The 16,982-nt window shown below is 40.4% G+C and carries 17 protein-coding genes; 5 read left to right on the top strand and 12 right to left on the bottom strand.

What is annotated here, in order from left to right; genetic code table 11:
• Nucleotides 1–44: 44 nt before the first annotated feature.
• Together AY606_RS00150 and AY606_RS00145 are read right to left on the bottom strand one after the other, a co-directional pair.
• The gene (locus AY606_RS00150) at nucleotides 45–842 is read right to left on the bottom strand and encodes a thioesterase family protein (RefSeq protein WP_067862983.1); all 798 of its coding nucleotides are present in this window, start codon (nucleotides 840–842) and stop codon (nucleotides 45–47) included.
• Nucleotides 843–1,003: 161 nt separating this feature from the next.
• A complete protein-coding gene (locus AY606_RS00145) occupies nucleotides 1,004–1,690 on the bottom strand; it encodes a YggS family pyridoxal phosphate-dependent enzyme (RefSeq protein ID WP_067862980.1) in 687 nt (228 codons plus the stop codon).
• A 123-nt stretch (nucleotides 1,691–1,813) separates the two neighbouring features.
• On the opposite strand from AY606_RS00145, the gene AY606_RS00140 reads away from it, so the two are divergent.
• On the top strand, nucleotides 1,814–2,851 hold the full coding sequence (locus AY606_RS00140; RefSeq protein ID WP_067862977.1) for a type IV pilus twitching motility protein PilT: 1,038 nt from the start codon (nucleotides 1,814–1,816) through the stop codon (nucleotides 2,849–2,851).
• Nucleotides 2,852–2,876: 25 nt separating this feature from the next.
• Nucleotides 2,877–3,998, top strand: a complete 1,122-nt coding sequence (locus AY606_RS00135) for a PilT/PilU family type 4a pilus ATPase (RefSeq protein ID WP_067862974.1) — start codon at nucleotides 2,877–2,879, stop codon at nucleotides 3,996–3,998.
• Nucleotides 3,999–4,055: 57 nt separating this feature from the next.
• Here AY606_RS00135 and fur read toward each other — a convergent pair whose 3' ends face one another.
• A complete protein-coding gene (gene fur, locus AY606_RS00130) occupies nucleotides 4,056–4,493 on the bottom strand; it encodes a ferric iron uptake transcriptional regulator (protein ID WP_067862967.1) in 438 nt (145 codons plus the stop codon).
• Between the two features lie 112 nt (nucleotides 4,494–4,605).
• Between fur and AY606_RS00125 the strand changes: the two genes are divergently transcribed.
• Nucleotides 4,606–5,004, top strand: coding sequence for an outer membrane protein assembly factor BamE (locus AY606_RS00125; protein WP_067862964.1), 399 nt, complete (start codon nucleotides 4,606–4,608; stop codon nucleotides 5,002–5,004).
• A gap of 54 nt (nucleotides 5,005–5,058) precedes the next feature.
• Here the strand turns inward: AY606_RS00125 and AY606_RS00120 are convergent, their stop codons facing one another.
• The 9 genes from AY606_RS00120 to AY606_RS00080 all read right to left on the bottom strand — a co-directional run bounded on the left by AY606_RS00120 (nucleotide 5,059) and on the right by AY606_RS00080 (nucleotide 14,703).
• On the bottom strand, nucleotides 5,059–5,373 hold the full coding sequence (locus AY606_RS00120; RefSeq protein WP_067862961.1) for an RnfH family protein: 315 nt from the start codon (nucleotides 5,371–5,373) through the stop codon (nucleotides 5,059–5,061).
• A complete protein-coding gene (locus tag AY606_RS00115) occupies nucleotides 5,373–6,455 on the bottom strand; it encodes a hypothetical protein (RefSeq protein WP_067862958.1) in 1,083 nt (360 codons plus the stop codon). The genes AY606_RS00120 and AY606_RS00115 overlap by 1 nt, the downstream gene beginning before the upstream one ends.
• Before the next feature lie 143 nt (nucleotides 6,456–6,598).
• On the bottom strand, nucleotides 6,599–7,054 hold the full coding sequence (locus AY606_RS00110; RefSeq protein ID WP_067862957.1) for a bacteriohemerythrin: 456 nt from the start codon (nucleotides 7,052–7,054) through the stop codon (nucleotides 6,599–6,601).
• Between the two features lie 507 nt (nucleotides 7,055–7,561).
• Nucleotides 7,562–8,410 carry a class II glutamine amidotransferase gene (locus tag AY606_RS00105; protein ID WP_067862955.1) on the bottom strand — a complete coding sequence of 283 codons (849 nt, stop codon included), beginning with the start codon at nucleotides 8,408–8,410 and terminating at the stop codon, nucleotides 7,562–7,564.
• Between the two features lie 207 nt (nucleotides 8,411–8,617).
• A complete protein-coding gene (gene argB, locus AY606_RS00100; protein WP_067862954.1) occupies nucleotides 8,618–9,517 on the bottom strand; it encodes an acetylglutamate kinase in 900 nt (299 codons plus the stop codon).
• A gap of 10 nt (nucleotides 9,518–9,527) precedes the next feature.
• Entirely contained in the window at nucleotides 9,528–10,952 is a 1,425-nt protein-coding gene (locus tag AY606_RS00095) for a phosphomannomutase/phosphoglucomutase (RefSeq protein WP_067862952.1), read from the bottom strand.
• A gap of 448 nt (nucleotides 10,953–11,400) precedes the next feature.
• Complete coding sequence (gene dut / locus AY606_RS00090) at nucleotides 11,401–11,853, bottom strand: dUTP diphosphatase (RefSeq protein ID WP_067862949.1); 453 nt, start codon at nucleotides 11,851–11,853, stop codon at nucleotides 11,401–11,403.
• Nucleotides 11,854–11,888: 35 nt separating this feature from the next.
• On the bottom strand, nucleotides 11,889–13,928 hold the full coding sequence (locus tag AY606_RS00085; RefSeq protein WP_067862946.1) for a UvrD-helicase domain-containing protein: 2,040 nt from the start codon (nucleotides 13,926–13,928) through the stop codon (nucleotides 11,889–11,891).
• Nucleotides 13,929–14,052: 124 nt separating this feature from the next.
• Nucleotides 14,053–14,703, bottom strand: a complete 651-nt coding sequence (locus AY606_RS00080) for a YiaD family glycine zipper/OmpA-like lipoprotein (RefSeq protein ID WP_067862944.1) — start codon at nucleotides 14,701–14,703, stop codon at nucleotides 14,053–14,055.
• A gap of 246 nt (nucleotides 14,704–14,949) precedes the next feature.
• Between AY606_RS00080 and yihG the strand changes: the two genes are divergently transcribed.
• On the top strand, nucleotides 14,950–15,873 hold the full coding sequence (gene yihG, locus AY606_RS00075; protein ID WP_067862943.1) for a 1-acylglycerol-3-phosphate O-acyltransferase, YihG family: 924 nt from the start codon (nucleotides 14,950–14,952) through the stop codon (nucleotides 15,871–15,873).
• 19 nt (nucleotides 15,874–15,892) lie between these two features.
• Nucleotides 15,893–16,945 (top strand): hypothetical protein, encoded by a 1,053-nt coding sequence (locus AY606_RS00070; protein ID WP_067862941.1) that lies wholly within the window; start codon nucleotides 15,893–15,895, stop codon nucleotides 16,943–16,945.
• Nucleotides 16,946–16,982 lie beyond the last annotated feature (37 nt).

The following is a 16,982-nucleotide window of genomic DNA, read 5'->3' as shown; positions in this document are numbered from 1 at the left end:
TAAAAAAAGCCCAGAAAATGATCTAGGCTTTTTTATGCAAAAAACTATGCCATGGGGCGCAAAGTCAGAATCTGTTCACTGCGTCCAAATGGTCCATCAATATCATGCAACACGGAACTGGTCAGGCCAATGCCATCTTCTCCATACTGTTGTACGGTTTCCAGACCCAGCCACTGACCCTGCGGTAAACGGTGCATATGGATCTGTAAATCCAGATTTGGAAAACCCCAGTTACAAGGTATTTCTTGACGTGGCACAATACCATTGGCGGTATCGACCATTCCCATCAAGCGGACAAAATCACTGGTCGGTTCAGCTTCAACCATGTCATGTTGCGTTCGCAACCAAACAATGCCCTTCCCAGCACGGCGCTGATGACTTCTAGCTTCGATAGACTGAATATATCCACCGGGCCACTGACGAATTCCTTCCCAAATCTGTGCACTTTCAGGATCCGAAGTATCAGTATCTTCCAGACCTTTTATCAACTGGCTGTTTTGGGTGATCATGCGCCAGGTTCTTGCGACCACACACATTTTACCACCTGCCATCATCTCTGATTCAATCAGCTCAATGGTCTTGCCCGGGCGAATCACTTTAGTTGTGATACTAAACTCTCCCGCAGGAATCAGCCCTAAAATATCTAAACTAATCCGGCCGATGCGCATATCTTGACGAGGCATGAAACGGTCTAATTCCGCACAGATAATTCCGGTCGCCGGTGCCATATGTTGTTCATGTTCATTCCATGCGCCTTGAGCCAGTATCGTTGAGCGATAATGCGCCGTAACTTTTCCAGTGCTATCGATATTTCGTTCAATGAGTTGATAATATGCCGCCATAAACTTGCCTATTTCCCTGGTCGAATCAATGGATTTTATACAGATTATTGCTTTAGCTGGTTCTTCTTGTACTCAACTTTAGTGGAAAGTTCAATTTTTAAAACAAACACTGAACCCTAAAGTTCAGTTTTCTAAATAATCAAAATGAATGCAAGGATGGTTTATTTTGAGTAATCTCGTGCCCCAAATAATGCCGTTCCCACTCGAACCATAGTTGAACCTGCCGCAATCGCCTCGGTCATATCGCCTGACATGCCCATGCTTAAGGTATCCCAATCTTGGGGATGTGCATGTTCAGATTTCACTTGTTCAAATAATTGCTTGGCATCGCTAAAAGCTTGAGTATTATTCGGTGCGGGAATCACCATCAAACCACGCAGTTTTAAGTGTGGAAGCTGGCTAATCTGTTTAACCAGTTCCACCACTTCATTTGGCTGACAACCGTCTTTGGTGTCCTGTGCATCAATATTGACTTGTAAACAGATATTGAGGGGCACTTGAGAGGCTTCGCGCTGACTGGATAAACGCTCGGCAATAATAAAACGGTCTACCCCATGTACCCAAGCAAAGCTTGCAGCCAGATGTTTGGTTTTATTGCGCTGCACATGGCCAATGAAATGCCAGTCGATATCCAAATCATTTAAAGTTTCAATTTTATCCAAAGCTTCCTGCAAATAGTTTTCACCAAATGCGCGCTGCCCGGTTTGGTACATTTCGCGCAAGGACTCACTTGGATGAGTCTTCGAAACAGCCAGTAACTGTACGCTTTCCGGCTCACGCTGGGCCTGTTTACAGGCATCCTGAATTTGCTGTAAAACTTGATTTCGTGACGCTTGAAGACTATTCATTGACAAGGTTCTCATTTTCATTCATCTTTTTTACTTTCCCTCTAAACTAACTGTTGGTTAAGCTCTGGGAAAGCCTTATTATTCTAACAAAATAAATAACATTTAAATGATCTCGGGGAAATTATGGACATCACTGAACTTTTAGCTTTTTCTGCTAAAAACGGGGCATCGGACTTACACTTATCTGCGGGTATGCCGCCACTGATCCGTGTCGATGGCGAAGTTCGTCGTATTAATTTACCGGCTTTAGAACACAAAGAAGTACACAAACTTGTGTATGACATCATGAACGATAAACAGCGTCGTGATTTTGAAGAAAAGTTAGAGACTGACTTTTCTTTTGAAGTCCCAGGTGTGGCACGATTCCGTGTCAATGCATTCAACCAGAACCGCGGTGCCGGTGCTGTATTCCGTACCATTCCCTCAAAAGTTCTGACCATTGAAGATCTTGGCATGGGCCAAATCTTTAAAGATATTTGTAATTTTCCACGCGGTATTGTTCTAGTGACAGGTCCAACGGGTTCGGGTAAATCAACTACCCTTGCGGCGATGATCGACTATATTAATGATAACCGTTATGACCATATTTTAACGGTCGAAGATCCAATCGAATTTGTACACGAATCGAAAAAATGTTTGATTAACCAACGTGAAGTGCATCGTGACACGCATGGCTTTAACGAAGCATTACGTTCAGCGTTGCGTGAAGACCCGGATATTATTCTGGTCGGTGAGATGCGTGACCTTGAAACCATCCGTTTGGCCTTGACTGCCGCTGAAACGGGGCATCTGGTCTTTGGTACACTGCATACGACCTCTGCGGCAAAAACCATTGACCGTGTGATTGACGTATTCCCTGCTGAAGAAAAAGACATGGTGCGTTCAATGTTGTCTGAATCATTACAAGCCGTGATTTCTCAAACTTTATTGAAGAAAAATGGCGGCGGTCGTGTCGCGGCACATGAAATTATGATCGGTATTCCTGCTATCCGTAACCTGATCCGTGAAAACAAAGTGGCTCAAATGTATTCTGCCATTCAAACGGGTGCCAACTACGGTATGACTACGCTCGATCAAAGCCTAAAAACGCTGGTCGCCAAAGGCATTATTAGTCCGCAAGTTGCCCGCACTATGGCAAAACAGCCAGAATCATTCTTATAAGTTTAAACGGATTTAGGATCTTAGTATGGATTTTAACGACTTACTGAATTTGATGATTCAACAGCAGGCATCTGACTTATTTATTACTGCCGATGTTGAACCATCCATGAAAATTAATGGTCAGATTGTTCCAATCGCAAAGACCAAACTGACTGGCGAAATTGTCGGTCAGCTTTTAAACTCAATTATGAGTGAAAAACAGCGTAAAGAATTTGCTGAAAGCCGCGAATGTAACTTTGCCATCAGTAATCGCGATAAAACGGCACGTTTTCGTGTCAGTGCATTTCAACAACGTGATGAACCCGGTATGGTCTTGCGTCGTATTGAAACCGTGATTCCCACTATGGATGAGCTGAAGTTACCGCCTATTTTAAAAGAACTGGCCATGACCAAGCGCGGCATCATCTTGTTTGTAGGTGCCACAGGTACCGGCAAATCCACCTCTTTGGCTTCCATTATTGGCTATCGTAACCAGAATTCCAAAGGTCATATCATTACCATTGAAGACCCGATTGAATTTATTCATCAACATGCGGGCTGTATCATTACCCAGCGTGAAGTGGGCATTGACACCGACTCTTTCGAAATTGCTTTGAAAAACACTCTGCGTCAAGCACCCGATGTGATCTTGATTGGTGAGATCCGTTCGCGTGAAACTATGGATTATGCCATTGCCTTTGCTGAAACCGGTCACTTGGTATTTGCCACCCTGCATGCCAACAACGCCAACCAAGCGATTGACCGGATTATTCACTTCTTTGATGCGGATCGTCATAGTCAATTGTTTATGGACTTATCACTCAACTTAAAAGCAGTGATTGCACAACAGCTCATTCCTTCTGTGGATGGTCAGTCTCGCCGCGCAGCAATTGAAATCTTGATCAACTCCCCTTTAATTGCAGATATGATCCGTAAAGGTGATGTGCATGAAATTAAAGAGTTGATGAAGCGTTCACGAGAACTGGGCATGCAAACCTTTGATCAGGCACTGTTTGACTTATATAAAGCCAAACAAATTACTTATAAAGATGCCTTGAAACATGCGGATTCTCCCAACGATCTGCGTTTACAAATCAAGTTGTCTGAAGAAGGTGCCGAACGCTTATTACATGCAAGTTCGAATATCACCTTTGATGGTCAAGCTTAAAAGCAAAAAAAACAGGCTTAAAATGAAGCCTGTTTTTTAACTGATTTGAAGTCAGTATTATTTTTTACGTAATGCCTCTTGGCATTCAGGTGCATCACAATAACCATATAGATTTAAAGAGTGACCTGTCAAAGTGAAGCCATACTTTTCAGCCACTTCATGTTGCTGATGTTCAATCACGTCATTGATGAATTCAACGACTTTGTTACAATTCAGGCAAACAATATGATCGTGGTGATCTTCTTGCATGATTTCAAAAACTGAATGATTGTTTTCAAAATGATGGCGCTGAATAATACCCGCAGCTTCAAACTGTGTTAACACGCGGTACACAGTTGCTAAACCGACATCTTCACCCTGTTCGAGTAAAGTTTTATAAATGTCTTCTGCGCTTAAATGGTGTTGTCTTGAATTTTCTAATAATTCCAATATTTTTATTCGTGGAAGCGTAACTTTAAGTCCAGCTTTGCGTAAATCTTGATTTGAAATAGGCATGTAAAAAGGTCTCTCAACAAATTTAAAGTTGGAATATGCAACAAAGTTTAGATGCAGTATGATCTATCCGTGGATCAAATGCATCATAATTAATTTGGGATAGTGTAGCAAAATGCAAAAAATCATGTTGACGTTGTTCGTCACTTCACTGCTCGCAGGCTGTTCGACCTTGGGCGTGTATAAAGTTGATATTCCGCAAGGGACCCCATTAACTCAAGCACAAGCTTCAAAAATTCAGGTCGGTATGAGTCACCAACAAGTTCGCTTCTTGCTCGGTAGTCCTACAGTTTCAGACCCAATGAATCCTTTACGTTGGGACTACATCTACAACTACACACCAGGAACCTATGCTAAAAAAGCCAAAATTCCTGCAGCTCAGGGTCAACATTTAAGAATCTATTTTGATCCAACAGGAACAGTACAAAAGATTGAAGGTTTGGAAACCATTCCAGAATCTCAACCCGGCTTACCAGGATCAAAAGAAGCGATTCTAAATGCGCCACCACTATAGCCGCTTTGAAATAAAAATAAACCCCTCAATGAGGGGTTTTTCTTATCACTTCAATTATTTAAAGCGATTTCCGCGACAATAAAGTCCGACCGGATTTTCTGCAGCACGTTTGCGGCGAATTTCCTTCGGATTGATGGTTAAGGCACGATAAATCTCGACACGATCACCGACTTGTAATAATTGATTTGGATCTTGCAATCTCACCCCAAAGATTCCCAATACAAGCGGGTCGGGTAAATCAATCTGTGCCCGAATACCACTTTGCTCAATCGCATCCAAAGCCGTCATACCAAGTTGAAAAGGGACAGCCAGATGAAATTGTTGATCCTGAGCCGCATACGCCACCCAAACCTGTTGTATCTCACTCATTAGACCAATTGTCCAATGATTGCAATCATCGCTAAGACGATCGATACAGGAAGCACTACACGTACTGCGATACGCCACAGGTTATAAAACAGCTCATTGCTAAAATTCATAGATTTACGTAAATGGCTGATTTTCATAATCCAACCAGCAAAAATGGCATAGATCAAGCAAATCACTAAGCCCCAAAGCATAAGCACCGTATTAAAAATTGGACTCATTGCAGGAATGGCCCAAACCAATACAGCCGCTAAGATGACAAGCCATTGAATCGCGATATTCAGTTGACGTTGTATTAATTGTTCACGGGCCATATTGAGTAAAAGTGCAGATGCACTCACTACCGCTAGCACGAATGCAAAACCTGGAATTTGAGCATTGGCAGCAAAGAAGCCAAAAGCAATCACTGCTAGTAATTGTGCAATCCAAATAGGTAATACAGTTTTGGTTGCAACCTCTTGTTGATTTACCGTAGGCAAACTACTTTGCCAGTACAAGCCCATACCCAAACCGCTAGCGACGAGTGCCAATACGGTCGCACTACCCCATTCACTAAATTCAACGGGCGTTACTTGCCAAGCAGGCAAAGTCGTTCCCATTACGTTCGCTAGAATCAAGGAGGCTAAAGCACCCACAACACTTAAAATGACAATAATTTTTCGCGGTGCAAATGAAAGTGAAATTGCAATAACCGCCAAGCCTATGAACAACAGATTTGGTGCAATGCCATTAAATGCAAAATGTCCCAATAGTTGGCTTGCATTAGACAGCATGCCGCCTGCCAGGAATGGAATAAAAACTACGGCCAACCAACCGACTAAGCGCCATTTCTGCGATGCATCCGCATCACGCGTTAAGTTAGACAATGCATTTAACGCTGTTGTTTTGGAGCGCTTTGCCAAGGCAATTTCTAAATAACAGATCGGTAATGCCAAAATAAGCATAGTCCCTAACCATAACAACCAAAAATCAAGTTGACGCTCAACTTGAATCCCTACAACCGGTGCTAATGTGGCAATGATGAGAAAAGATAAACAAAATGCCATCAGCGGTGATAGCCATCCTGACATAGCATTGTCCTGCATGATGCGTTCCTTAAAAAAGTCTTTGGCTATTTTGCCTTTGTCATGCAAGAAAATCAAAAAGAAAAAAGCAAACCATCATCTCTAATGATTTGCTGCGCAAGATTATTATGACTTTTATTTGCTGTTATCAGGTTTATTTTTCTTTATGAAAAGAAACGAGCAAACCAGTTTTTGCCTGTTTTCTTTTCCTTTTCTTTAATGATTCCCATCATATTTTCTTTCACTGCACCGACATAATCGGCATCATCGTGCTGAATATGGTTAATGAGCCATTTTGAAAGCACTTCATGGAGTTCACCTTCAATGGCTTGTCCCAATTCAAAACGGTCACGGTAAGATTCAATTTTCTTAATAAATAAATCATGTACACGTTTATGTGGTACGCGGTATTTATAACCTGCTTCTTCTTGCAAAGACTCTTCAAAGGTAAAATGCGATTGCGTATAATCAATGATATTATCAAAAATCTGTTTAATACGGGCACGATCCGTATGTTGTGCAACTTCATTAATTTCATTGATATAATCAAGAATTCTTTTGTGCTGATCGTCAATCACATCGATACCAGTATTATATTCTGGAACCCATTTCATTTTCATTACGACCACCTATAAAATATATACGACTCATCACATAAATTCATAATATATTGATTTTAAACAAATAAAAATCAACCAAAACAGTTGGTTTTAATGAGAAAACTTTACTTTTTACTTAAGCACATGATATCTATTGTTTTTAAAATTAATCCCAATCAAAAGAGTAAAGTATTTTTTAACCAATATAATCCATCAATCTGATTAATAAGAATCAAAAAACTTTAGTTCTTATAAATTATTTAAAAAAATAAAATACTTAAGTTGAATTTAGAGCTAAAAAAATAATATGGATGGAGATAAGATAAATCAGAAGAATCAACACATTTTTTGATAATTAAGAAAAAATAATTAAGATTATAGAATGATAAAAACATGATCTAAAATAAATTATTTAACTCCATTTTCACCGAGAGAATTAATTTTAAAAAATATTCTACTCATAAAAAAATCTATAAAACTATTTACTCGAATAACTTTATAGATTTACATATATTAAATTTTTATTGATTAATATTGGTCTGCTCTGGTGATTCTTTTTAATTCCGGGTTTAATTTTTCACGTTCGAGCCGTTCTATATAAGTCTGTTGTTTTCTAATAGGACGCCCTTCTTGAAATAAAATCATCTCTCCAGGTTCAAAAGCAGTCCACAGTTCATTTTGCGTTAAAGGCTCTGTGGTAATCACGGCGACGCGATCTTCAGGTGTTGTCACCTGACTGAAATCAACTTCCACATCAAGGTCAATCAATTGAGCCGGTTTAAATGGATATTCTCTTACCAGCCAATGCAATTTGGTAATGGCATAAGTAAATAAAGCCTGCCCATTTGACAGACAAAAATTGAATGTTCCATGTTCGGCTATTTTTGGACAGACTTCCGCCAACAGATCAAAAATTTGATTCAACTTCGGTTCATGATAACCAAACTTATGCACCAACTGATCCAGTAAAAAACAAAAAGCGCGTTCACTATCGGTATTTCCCACGGGGGTAAAACGACCGGATAAAATGGGATTAAAATTATGTAAATCGCCATTATGGGCAAAAATCCACTGCCGCCCCCACAGTTCACGACTAAAGGGATGAGAGTTTTCCAGATTAATTTTACCTTGCGTCGCTTTACGAATATGGGCAATTACATTGCGTGACTTGATTGGATAATTACGCACCAGTTCAGCAATCGGAGATTCAACTGCCGATTGATTATCGACAAAAAGTCGGCAGGCTTTATCTTCAAAAAAGGCAATACCAAAACCGTCACAATGGTCGGATGTAATGCCCGCGCGTTGAGAAAAACCACGAAATGAGAAAGTTACATCCGTTGGCGTAGCACAATTCATTCCGAGCAACTGGCACATAGTTTTGATCAAACAGCAAATACAGGATTTTTCTATTTTGCATGACTGGACTAGGCGTTGCAAATCTCAATTTACAATACTCATCACTCTTTTATGTATTAGCTCAAGAATAATGTTTAAAACGTTAATTTTATTAATTATTTAATTAAGATAGCCACATAAGGCAATAAAAAAGCCTCACATAGGAGGCTTTTTTAAATGGCTTATTTAATGTTTGGCACGGTTGGTAATTAACGTCCCTACGCCATGATCTGTGAAAATTTCCAGCAAGGTTGCATGGGGAACACGACCATCCACAATATGCGCACTGACTACGCCACCTTTCACTGCATCAAGTGCACAACCCACTTTAGGAATCATGCCACCGTAAATTACCCCTGTTTCAATCAGACGGTCGACTTCTTGAGTGGTTAGACCGGTGAGCAGGTTTTTATTTTCGTCCAGAACACCAGAAATATTGGTCAGAAGAATGAGTTTTTCTGCACCCAAGGCTTCAGCCACTTTACCCGCGACTAAATCGGCATTGATGTTATAAGTATTGCCTTCATCATCTACACCCAGTGGTGCAATCACCGGAATGAAATCGCTGTTCGTGAACATTTCCAGCACGTCAGTCTTCACGCCAACCACTTCACCGACCAAACCAAGATCAATCTGTTGTACTGTGCCATCTGCAGCGGTCTTTTGCATCAACAGCTTTTGAGCGCGCAACAAATTACCGTCTTTACCGGTTAAACCAATGGCACGTCCACCATGTTGATTAATCAGGTTGACGATAGATTTGTTCACACTGCCGCCCAAAACCATTTCAACCACTTCCATGGTTGCAGCATCGGTTACACGCATGCCATCAATACGGTCAGATTCACGACCGAGTTGCTTCAAGAAGGAATCCACTTGTGGACCACCGCCATGCACCACGATTGGATTTAAACCGACGGTTTTCAACAATACAATGTCACGTGCAAACGAGCTTTCCAGCTCCGGATCGGTCATTGCGTTGCCACCATATTTCACTACTAGCGTCTTACCCGCAAAACGTTGAATATACGGCAAAGCTTCAGTCAAAATTTGTGCTTTGTCGATGCCAGTATGCTGATGTGGCATTCGCCTCTCCTTATTGAGCATCTAAAATGTCTTGTGCGATTTTAGGATATCGTTCACTTAACATGGAAACAAATGTGTGTCGAATCGCGTTTAATCTTACAGGATTGTCCGCATCAAAGCGCACTGTAAAATATTCACCGGTATTCGATGCTCGAATAATGCCAAATCCATCTTCAAAATCAAGTCGTACACCATCAATTTTACTTAATTGTGCACCCAGATTCTGACTTTTAACTTCAACATCATGTAATACCGCTGCAGGGTCTTCACTATGGGTACTAATGTAAAGGTCTTCGGTGCAACTGCGTTCTGGATAGGCTTGCAATGCTTTTGACAGGGTTAAACCAGGCTCTTGACTCAAATATTCCAGCACACGTAAAGCTGCATATAAACCATCATCATAGCCAAAACCACGACCATCATTAAACACATAATGACCTGCATATTCTCCGCCAAAAACTGCCTTTCCTTTAGATTGTGACATGTAGGTCCGCAAGAAAGAACTGCCTGTACGAATCATTTTCGCCTGTCCACCTAATTGATGAACCGTATTCCTGACCATGGTCGAACACTTCACATCATAAACAACTTCATGACCAGGATGCGTTTTCAAACACATCTCGGAAAATAAAGCCAATAATCGATCTGCTGAAATAATCGTGCCATATTCATCTATTAACACCAGACGATCACCATCACCATCCAGTGCAATACCGATATCAGCATGCTGTTCAAGTACGGTTTTTCGCAATTCAACCAGATTTTTTTCTTGGGAAGGATCGGGTGCATGATCAGGAAAATCACCATTCGCCTCACAGCGAATAGTCGTGGTCTCGCAACCTGATTTTTTTAATACCAATGCCGCACAGCGCCCTGCCGAACCATTTAAACCATCGAGTACCACTTTAAAAGGATGCTTTAACTGAATATCGCTTAATAGTGCTTGCTGATATTCGAGACAATATTCAACAATAACTTCATGCTGAACCGGTTTGACACCTACTTTTTCGGAGAGATCAAAAACCCGACTGGCACTTATGCCGACCTGTTGAATCATCTCAGGACAAGGAGGTTCACCCTGAATAATCCATTTAATTCCATTATCGGTTTTTGGATTATGACTTGCCGTGAGCATGATCCCGTTACCATTAAATTGACGCGCAATAAAATATAATACTGGCGTTGAACAGCAACCGATGATCGTTGCATTCAAGCCCTTCTCTTCACATACCTGTCTAATGATTTCTGCATATGCTGGACTGGTTAAACGCGCATCATAACCAATGGCAAGTTGAGTCTGTCCCATCTTCTGATATTGGACCACCAATCCATTGGCAATCGCTTTTACAACTTCAGGCGTCAAAAATGATATTTTTCCACGAATATCGTAAGCACGAAAAATTTGTGCCGGAAATTTTTTATATTTTAAATTCATGATGAGTTCTTCTACTTAAAAGTAGTCCATAAAGTGAAAATCTTATGGAATGCTGGATTAGGCTAGATTTCATAAGCCGTGCATCATCTTACTTAAAGAAGAAGATTAGCATTTTAAAAGCATTTCATATTTTATCAATGGTAAAAAGGTCTTACAAATATTTTTAAGAGAGAGGATACACAATTGAAAAACAGATCATTTATTCCATTTTATAACTATATTTAGCAAGCAATTTTTTATTTAAAAATAAATAATCTACAAAATAAAAACAAAAATCATCCAAAGATGAAAAGGCATTAAAAGCAATCATTCTAATTCCAATATTGTAAATCCTTGTTTAGGAATTATTTTATGAAATAGACAGTGAAATAAAGAATAAAACCTGATAAAAAAACTAATGTTATTGTTCATTTATCAGGTTCTAAATTTTTTAAACTAAATTTACAGTTTAGCCTTTACCGGTATGGCCGAAACCGCCTGCACCACGTTCTGTTGCTACAAATTCTTCCACTTGTTCAAATTCCGCATGCACCACAGGAACGAGTATATATTGCGCTAAACGTTCACCGGGCTCTAAAGTAAATGCGGTTTGGCTACGGTTCCAAACCGATACCATCAACTCACCTTGGTAATCTGAATCGATTAAACCTACAAGGTTGCCTAGAACAATTCCGTGTTTATGACCCAAGCCAGAACGCGGTAAAATCAAACCTGCGAAGTTGGTATCTTCAATATAAATGGCCAAACCTGTTTTAACCAATACCGTTTGACCGGGCTCAATGACAGTCGCTTCGTCTACACAAGCACGTAAGTCTAAACCTGCTGAACCCGAAGTCGCATAGGTGGGCATAGGCCACTGGCTGCCTAAACGTGTATCGAGTACTTTCACTTGAACTTTCATCTGTTCTTTCCTAATCGCATGGTTTAAATAGGGTATTAACGCTTAATCAGCGCACGTAAATTTTCGAGATAATGCTGTGCTTGCAATTTTGGATCAATATTGCCTGCCAATTTTTTCTTGCGACCCAGCCAGTCCAAATCATCTTGAGGCAATTCATCGAGGAAACGGCTTGGGGTCATTTGCTTCATTTGGCCGCCATTTTTACGCTGTTCAGCAAGCGTAATGGTTAAGCCTTGACGTGCTCGAGTAATCCCCACGTACATCAAACGGCGTTCTTCCTCAACGGTTTCTGAAGCAATCGAGTTTTTATGCGGCAATAACTCTTCTTCTAAGCCAATCAGATAAACATAAGGAAATTCAAGACCTTTTGAGGCATGCAAAGTCAGTAAATTGACCTTGTCGATATCTTCCTCTTCCTTCTGCTGCTCCAGCATATCCAGCAACACCATTTTACGAATCACGCTTTCAATGTTTTTCTCATCGACATCTTCCGCACGATTAATTAGGCTTTGAATGCTGCTGTACAAGATTTCAATGTTATCGATCTTGGTTTTTTCTTGTGCAGGTGTTGCCGCCTGCTCTTTGATGTAATCGATGTACCCGGCTTCAAGCATCATCTGACGAATGATCGGCACAGGCTCGTCATCTTCAAGCAAGTTACGGGTAAAGTTACCAATAAAATCGGCAAATTCTGCTAATTGAGTAGTGGCTTTTCTCGGCATCACCATCGTCAAACGCTGATCAGCGGCCGCGGTGAGTAACGACAAATGATTTTCTTGCGCGAACAGGCCCAATTTCTCTAAAGTCACCGGACCAATTGCACGTTTAGGCGTATTAATAATCCGCAAGAATGCACTGTCATCTTCCGGATTAATGATAATACGCAAATAACTCATGATGTCTTTGATTTCAGCACGTCCAAAGAACGACTGACCACCCGACAATTTATACGGAATTTGCATTTGGCGTAGCTGGGTTTCTAAAACCCGTGCCTGGAAATTACCGCGATATAAAATCGCATAATCTTTCCAGTTTTTACCGTTCATCAGTTTATGCGTGATGACGTCTTTGACTACGCGTTCTGCTTCATCATCATCATTACGGCAAGTAATGACACGAATCACATCGCCATGACCTTTATCTGACCAAAGCTTTTTATCAAAAATATGTGGATTGTTACCAATAACCGTATTGGCTGCTTTCAAAATACGACTGGTCGAACGATAATTTTGCTCGAGTTTAATCACTTTTAAATTCGGAAAATCTTCTTTCAATAAGGCCATGTTTTCTGGTTTTGCACCACGCCATGCATAGATCGACTGGTCATCGTCCCCTACAGCGGTGAATTGTCCCATCACCCCGACCAGCAATTTCACCAAAATATACTGCGCAGTATTGGTATCCTGATATTCATCGACCAACAGATAACGAACACGGTTTTGCCATTTATCCCGGACTTCGGCATTTTCTTGCAATAAACGGGTCGGCATCACGATCAAGTCATCGAAATCCACTGCATTATAGGCACGCAAGTTGCGCTCATACAGTTGATACAAATGCGCAAATTGCACGTCTTCTGCTGTCTCGCAGGTAGTATGTGCTTGCTCGGGCGGAATCAGGTCATTTTTCCACTCCGAAATCATTCTCATTGCTTTGGCAATAAGCTCTTTACTCTCTGCTCCGGACAAATTATCACGATGCATTAAATCCATCAGAATACGTTTACAGTCATCTGCATCTAAAATTGAAAAATTATTTTTTAATGGCGTATGTTTAATTTCTAAACGAAGTAAATTCAAACCAAAAGTATGGAAGGTCGAAACAGAAAGGCCTTTGGCCTCTTCACGAGATAATAATTTTCCGACACGCTCTTTCATTTCACGTGCGGCTTTATTGGTAAAGGTCATAGCCGTAATGCGATGTGCAGGAATACCGCAATTCTGCACCAAATGTGCGACTTTTCGCGTAATAACGGATGTTTTGCCTGAACCTGCCCCTGCAAGTACTAACAAGGGTCCTTGAGTATATTTCATGGCTTCAAGTTGCTTGTCATTGAGTTGACTTGCCGACGACATAGTATTTCCTCGTTTTGATTCGAGCTAGATTATAGTCGTCAAAGCCAAGCTTGCATAACCTAAAATACAGATTTGACATTCATAAAAAAACCACCCGAAGGTGGTTTTATATATTCAATAAAACTTATTGAATAGCGTAGATGCTAATTTCTACACGACGGTTTTGTTCACGACCTGCTGCAGTTGAGTTGCTTGCAATTGGATTCGCAGAACCTTGACCTTGTGCATTGATACGTGAAGTAGAAACACCTTGAGAAGCAAGGTAGCTAGCTACTGATTGCGCACGTGCTTGAGACAATGGAATATTGATTGAGTCATTACCTGTACTGTCGGTATAACCCGTTACCAAAATACCGCTCTTGTTATCTTCAGTTAAAGTTTGTGCAACTTTATTCAAAGTCGTATAGAAGTTTGGTTTGATATTTGATTTGTTGGTATCAAAAGTAATGCTACCCGGCATAACTAGACCAACAGAACCATCTGGATTACGGTTTACGTCTACACCAGTACCCGCCATTTGTTGACGAAGTTTTTTCTCTTTATTATCAAGATAAACACCAGTAGCACCACCTAACACAGCACCAATTGCTGCTGCACGGTTGTTTTGTGCACTCGAATTTGCACTACCTTTAGAAATACCATAACCAGCAGCAGCACCTACAAGTGCGCCAATTGCTGTTTTGTCGTATTCTACGCCGCCTAAGTTATTACCCGTTGTTGAACAACCTGATAATACCATTGCCCCTACTACTGCTGAAATTGCTAGTGCACGCATTGCATGCCTCCTTCTTGTGTTTTATCGTATGGTGGAATAATGGATTAAAAGAATTGGGCATACCATTGATTTTTTGTAAATAATAAATGCCTCAGTTACATTTTGTAATATTTTATACTGCCGATCACGATATCTTGGTCATAATTCCTACATAGTTGCATGAATAGACTTTTTTATTTCAAATTCTACACTTATATTAAATGGTGAAAAGAAATTAGACGACTTCATCTTTAGGACCGTTCTTCTATGTCATCGCAAATCAAGAAGCAATCTATATTAAAAAAATTATCTCGTGGATTAACTGTCGGCTCAGTGATTACCGGAAGTACGTTTTTTCATGGCCCCCCTGTGCTTGCCTTAGGATTGACTAAACTGGTTAAAAAATCACGTAAAGTGGATGAAACCAATATTCAGATTACCAACAGTTGGCTCGGGGTCAACAATTGGTTGATTGATCATGTGTTACCGCATTTAAAATGGGACATCAGTATTGATGACGATTTAGATCTGAGCATGAAGGGCCGTTACCTGATGACCTGTAATCATCAAAGTTGGGTTGATACCACTGTAAATCAGTATTTTGGTTTAACCCGTATGCCGCTGACCCGTTTCTTTACCAAGTGGGAACTGATCTTTATTCCCTTCGTTGGACAAGCCTTTAAAATCTTGGGTTTCCCCATGATGAAACGTCATAGCAAGGAACAAATTTCTAGAAATCCGGAGCTTAAAAAACGTGATATAGAAGAATCACGTAAAGCGTGTGAACAATTGCTGAGTCAACCTTTTACCTTATTGAACTATTTAGAAGGTACACGTTTTAACCCCGAGAAACATGATGCACAGCAATCTCCCTATAAACATCTCCTCAAACCTAAAGCGGGTGGCTTAGCTTTGGCCCTAAATATTTTAGGTGACAAAATTGATGCTCTGGTAGATATGACCATTGTTTATCCTGATGGCCCACCAGGCTACGGTGATTTTTGGTTGGGGGATGTTAATCGTATTGCAGTCAATTTGCGTAAAATTGATATTCCAAGCTGGGTTTTAAGCGGCAACTATGAAGATGATGCTGAATATCGTGAACACTTTCAGCAATGGGTCGATGAGTTATGGACTGAAAAAGATCAACTAATTGAACGCATGAAGCAAGACTTGGCTGCAAAGGCATAAATAATATTTAAGGAAGAAAATGAATCAAGACGAGAAAATAGCCAAGCCAACCTTTCATTTCGTGAAAAAAGACTCTTGGGGCTGGAAAGTTGCACTGTGCTATGACATTTTTATGATGCTTTTGATCATCATTAATTTGTTCTGCTTAAGTGCCAACGCCCTTCTGATGAGTGATTTTGGCGGCTGGTTATTTAACTTTATCTATCTTCCTGAACTGTTGCAGTTTTATCGGACAGAGTTACGCCCTTGGGTGATTATTACCGAAAGTTGGTTTACCAGTTTTCTGGTGATTGAACTGCTAATCCGTTGGGGAATTGCCATCCTGGGCCAGCATCATAAGCGTTGGTTTTTCTTTCCTTTTATTCATTGGTATGAAATTCTCTCCATTATTCCACAACTGCGTTTTTTGCGTTTATTACGTGCCGGCTCAATCGCCTACAACCTGCATGAGCATGGCTATAAAGTGATTCCTGACAGTTGGTATAAACGTGCCAAATTTTATTATCACGTGGTGCTCGAGGAACTAACCAGCCGTATTGTGATTACTGTTTTAGACAGCATAAAACATGAACTTTCCACCAGTACCACGCATAAAAAACTGATTGAAGATTTGGTTGCCCATCACCGTGAAATGTTCGCCACGGCCCTTGCCGATATTTTACAAGAATCGTTGGGCAAAGAGTTACAAGCGCAAAGATTGACCATTGCAAAAAATGTTGGAAGCATTGTCAATCAGGCCATTGAAGATACGCCCGAATTAACACAATTATTACGACTAATTCCGATTGTGGGTGGACGGATCGAACAACAGATTCAAAGTATTGGACAACGTTTGGGTGAAAACATTACCCAAGGACTGATTGAGCCTTTTGCTCAAAGTAATAAAAACAAAGAAAATCTGACTTATTTAGAAATTTCAAATAGAATCAGTCAAATACAATTTGAAAATAATGTCCATGTTGAAAGACTGGTTGAGTCTGCCGTTTTTGAGAGCTTAGAAGCGATTCGTCAACAAGTTAAAGTAAAGCAATGGCAACAAATGCTGGAACAACATGATCAAGTTAAAGAATGATCATCAGATAAAAATATTTAAAACGTTGCTAGAGAAA

It is taken from the genome of Acinetobacter sp. SFB, assembly GCF_001647545.1.
Classification (GTDB): domain Bacteria; phylum Pseudomonadota; class Gammaproteobacteria; order Pseudomonadales; family Moraxellaceae; genus Acinetobacter.
The sequence above is the reverse complement of the archived record's forward strand: the minus strand, read 5'-3'. Positions and strand labels throughout refer to the sequence as shown.

Bases quoted from the DNA above. Each gene is read 5' to 3' on its own strand.
- AY606_RS00150 (WP_067862983.1), bottom strand. From the start codon at position 842: ATGGCGGCATATTATCAACTCATTGAACGAAATATCGATAGCACTGGA.
- AY606_RS00145 (WP_067862980.1), bottom strand. From the start codon at position 1,690: ATGAATAGTCTTCAAGCGTCACGAAATCAAGTTTTACAGCAAATTCAG.
- AY606_RS00140 (WP_067862977.1), top strand. From the start codon at position 1,814: ATGGACATCACTGAACTTTTAGCTTTTTCTGCTAAAAACGGGGCATCG.
- AY606_RS00135 (WP_067862974.1), top strand. From the start codon at position 2,877: ATGGATTTTAACGACTTACTGAATTTGATGATTCAACAGCAGGCATCT.
- fur (WP_067862967.1), bottom strand. From the start codon at position 4,493: ATGCCTATTTCAAATCAAGATTTACGCAAAGCTGGACTTAAAGTTACG.
- AY606_RS00125 (WP_067862964.1), top strand. From the start codon at position 4,606: ATGCAAAAAATCATGTTGACGTTGTTCGTCACTTCACTGCTCGCAGGC.
- AY606_RS00120 (WP_067862961.1), bottom strand. From the start codon at position 5,373: ATGAGTGAGATACAACAGGTTTGGGTGGCGTATGCGGCTCAGGATCAA.
- AY606_RS00115 (WP_067862958.1), bottom strand. From the start codon at position 6,455: ATGCAGGACAATGCTATGTCAGGATGGCTATCACCGCTGATGGCATTT.
- AY606_RS00110 (WP_067862957.1), bottom strand. From the start codon at position 7,054: ATGAAAATGAAATGGGTTCCAGAATATAATACTGGTATCGATGTGATT.
- AY606_RS00105 (WP_067862955.1), bottom strand. From the start codon at position 8,410: ATGTGCCAGTTGCTCGGAATGAATTGTGCTACGCCAACGGATGTAACT.
- argB (WP_067862954.1), bottom strand. From the start codon at position 9,517: ATGCCACATCAGCATACTGGCATCGACAAAGCACAAATTTTGACTGAA.
- AY606_RS00095 (WP_067862952.1), bottom strand. From the start codon at position 10,952: ATGAATTTAAAATATAAAAAATTTCCGGCACAAATTTTTCGTGCTTAC.
- dut (WP_067862949.1), bottom strand. From the start codon at position 11,853: ATGAAAGTTCAAGTGAAAGTACTCGATACACGTTTAGGCAGCCAGTGG.
- AY606_RS00085 (WP_067862946.1), bottom strand. From the start codon at position 13,928: ATGTCGTCGGCAAGTCAACTCAATGACAAGCAACTTGAAGCCATGAAA.
- AY606_RS00080 (WP_067862944.1), bottom strand. From the start codon at position 14,703: ATGCGTGCACTAGCAATTTCAGCAGTAGTAGGGGCAATGGTATTATCA.
- yihG (WP_067862943.1), top strand. From the start codon at position 14,950: ATGTCATCGCAAATCAAGAAGCAATCTATATTAAAAAAATTATCTCGT.
- AY606_RS00070 (WP_067862941.1), top strand. From the start codon at position 15,893: ATGAATCAAGACGAGAAAATAGCCAAGCCAACCTTTCATTTCGTGAAA.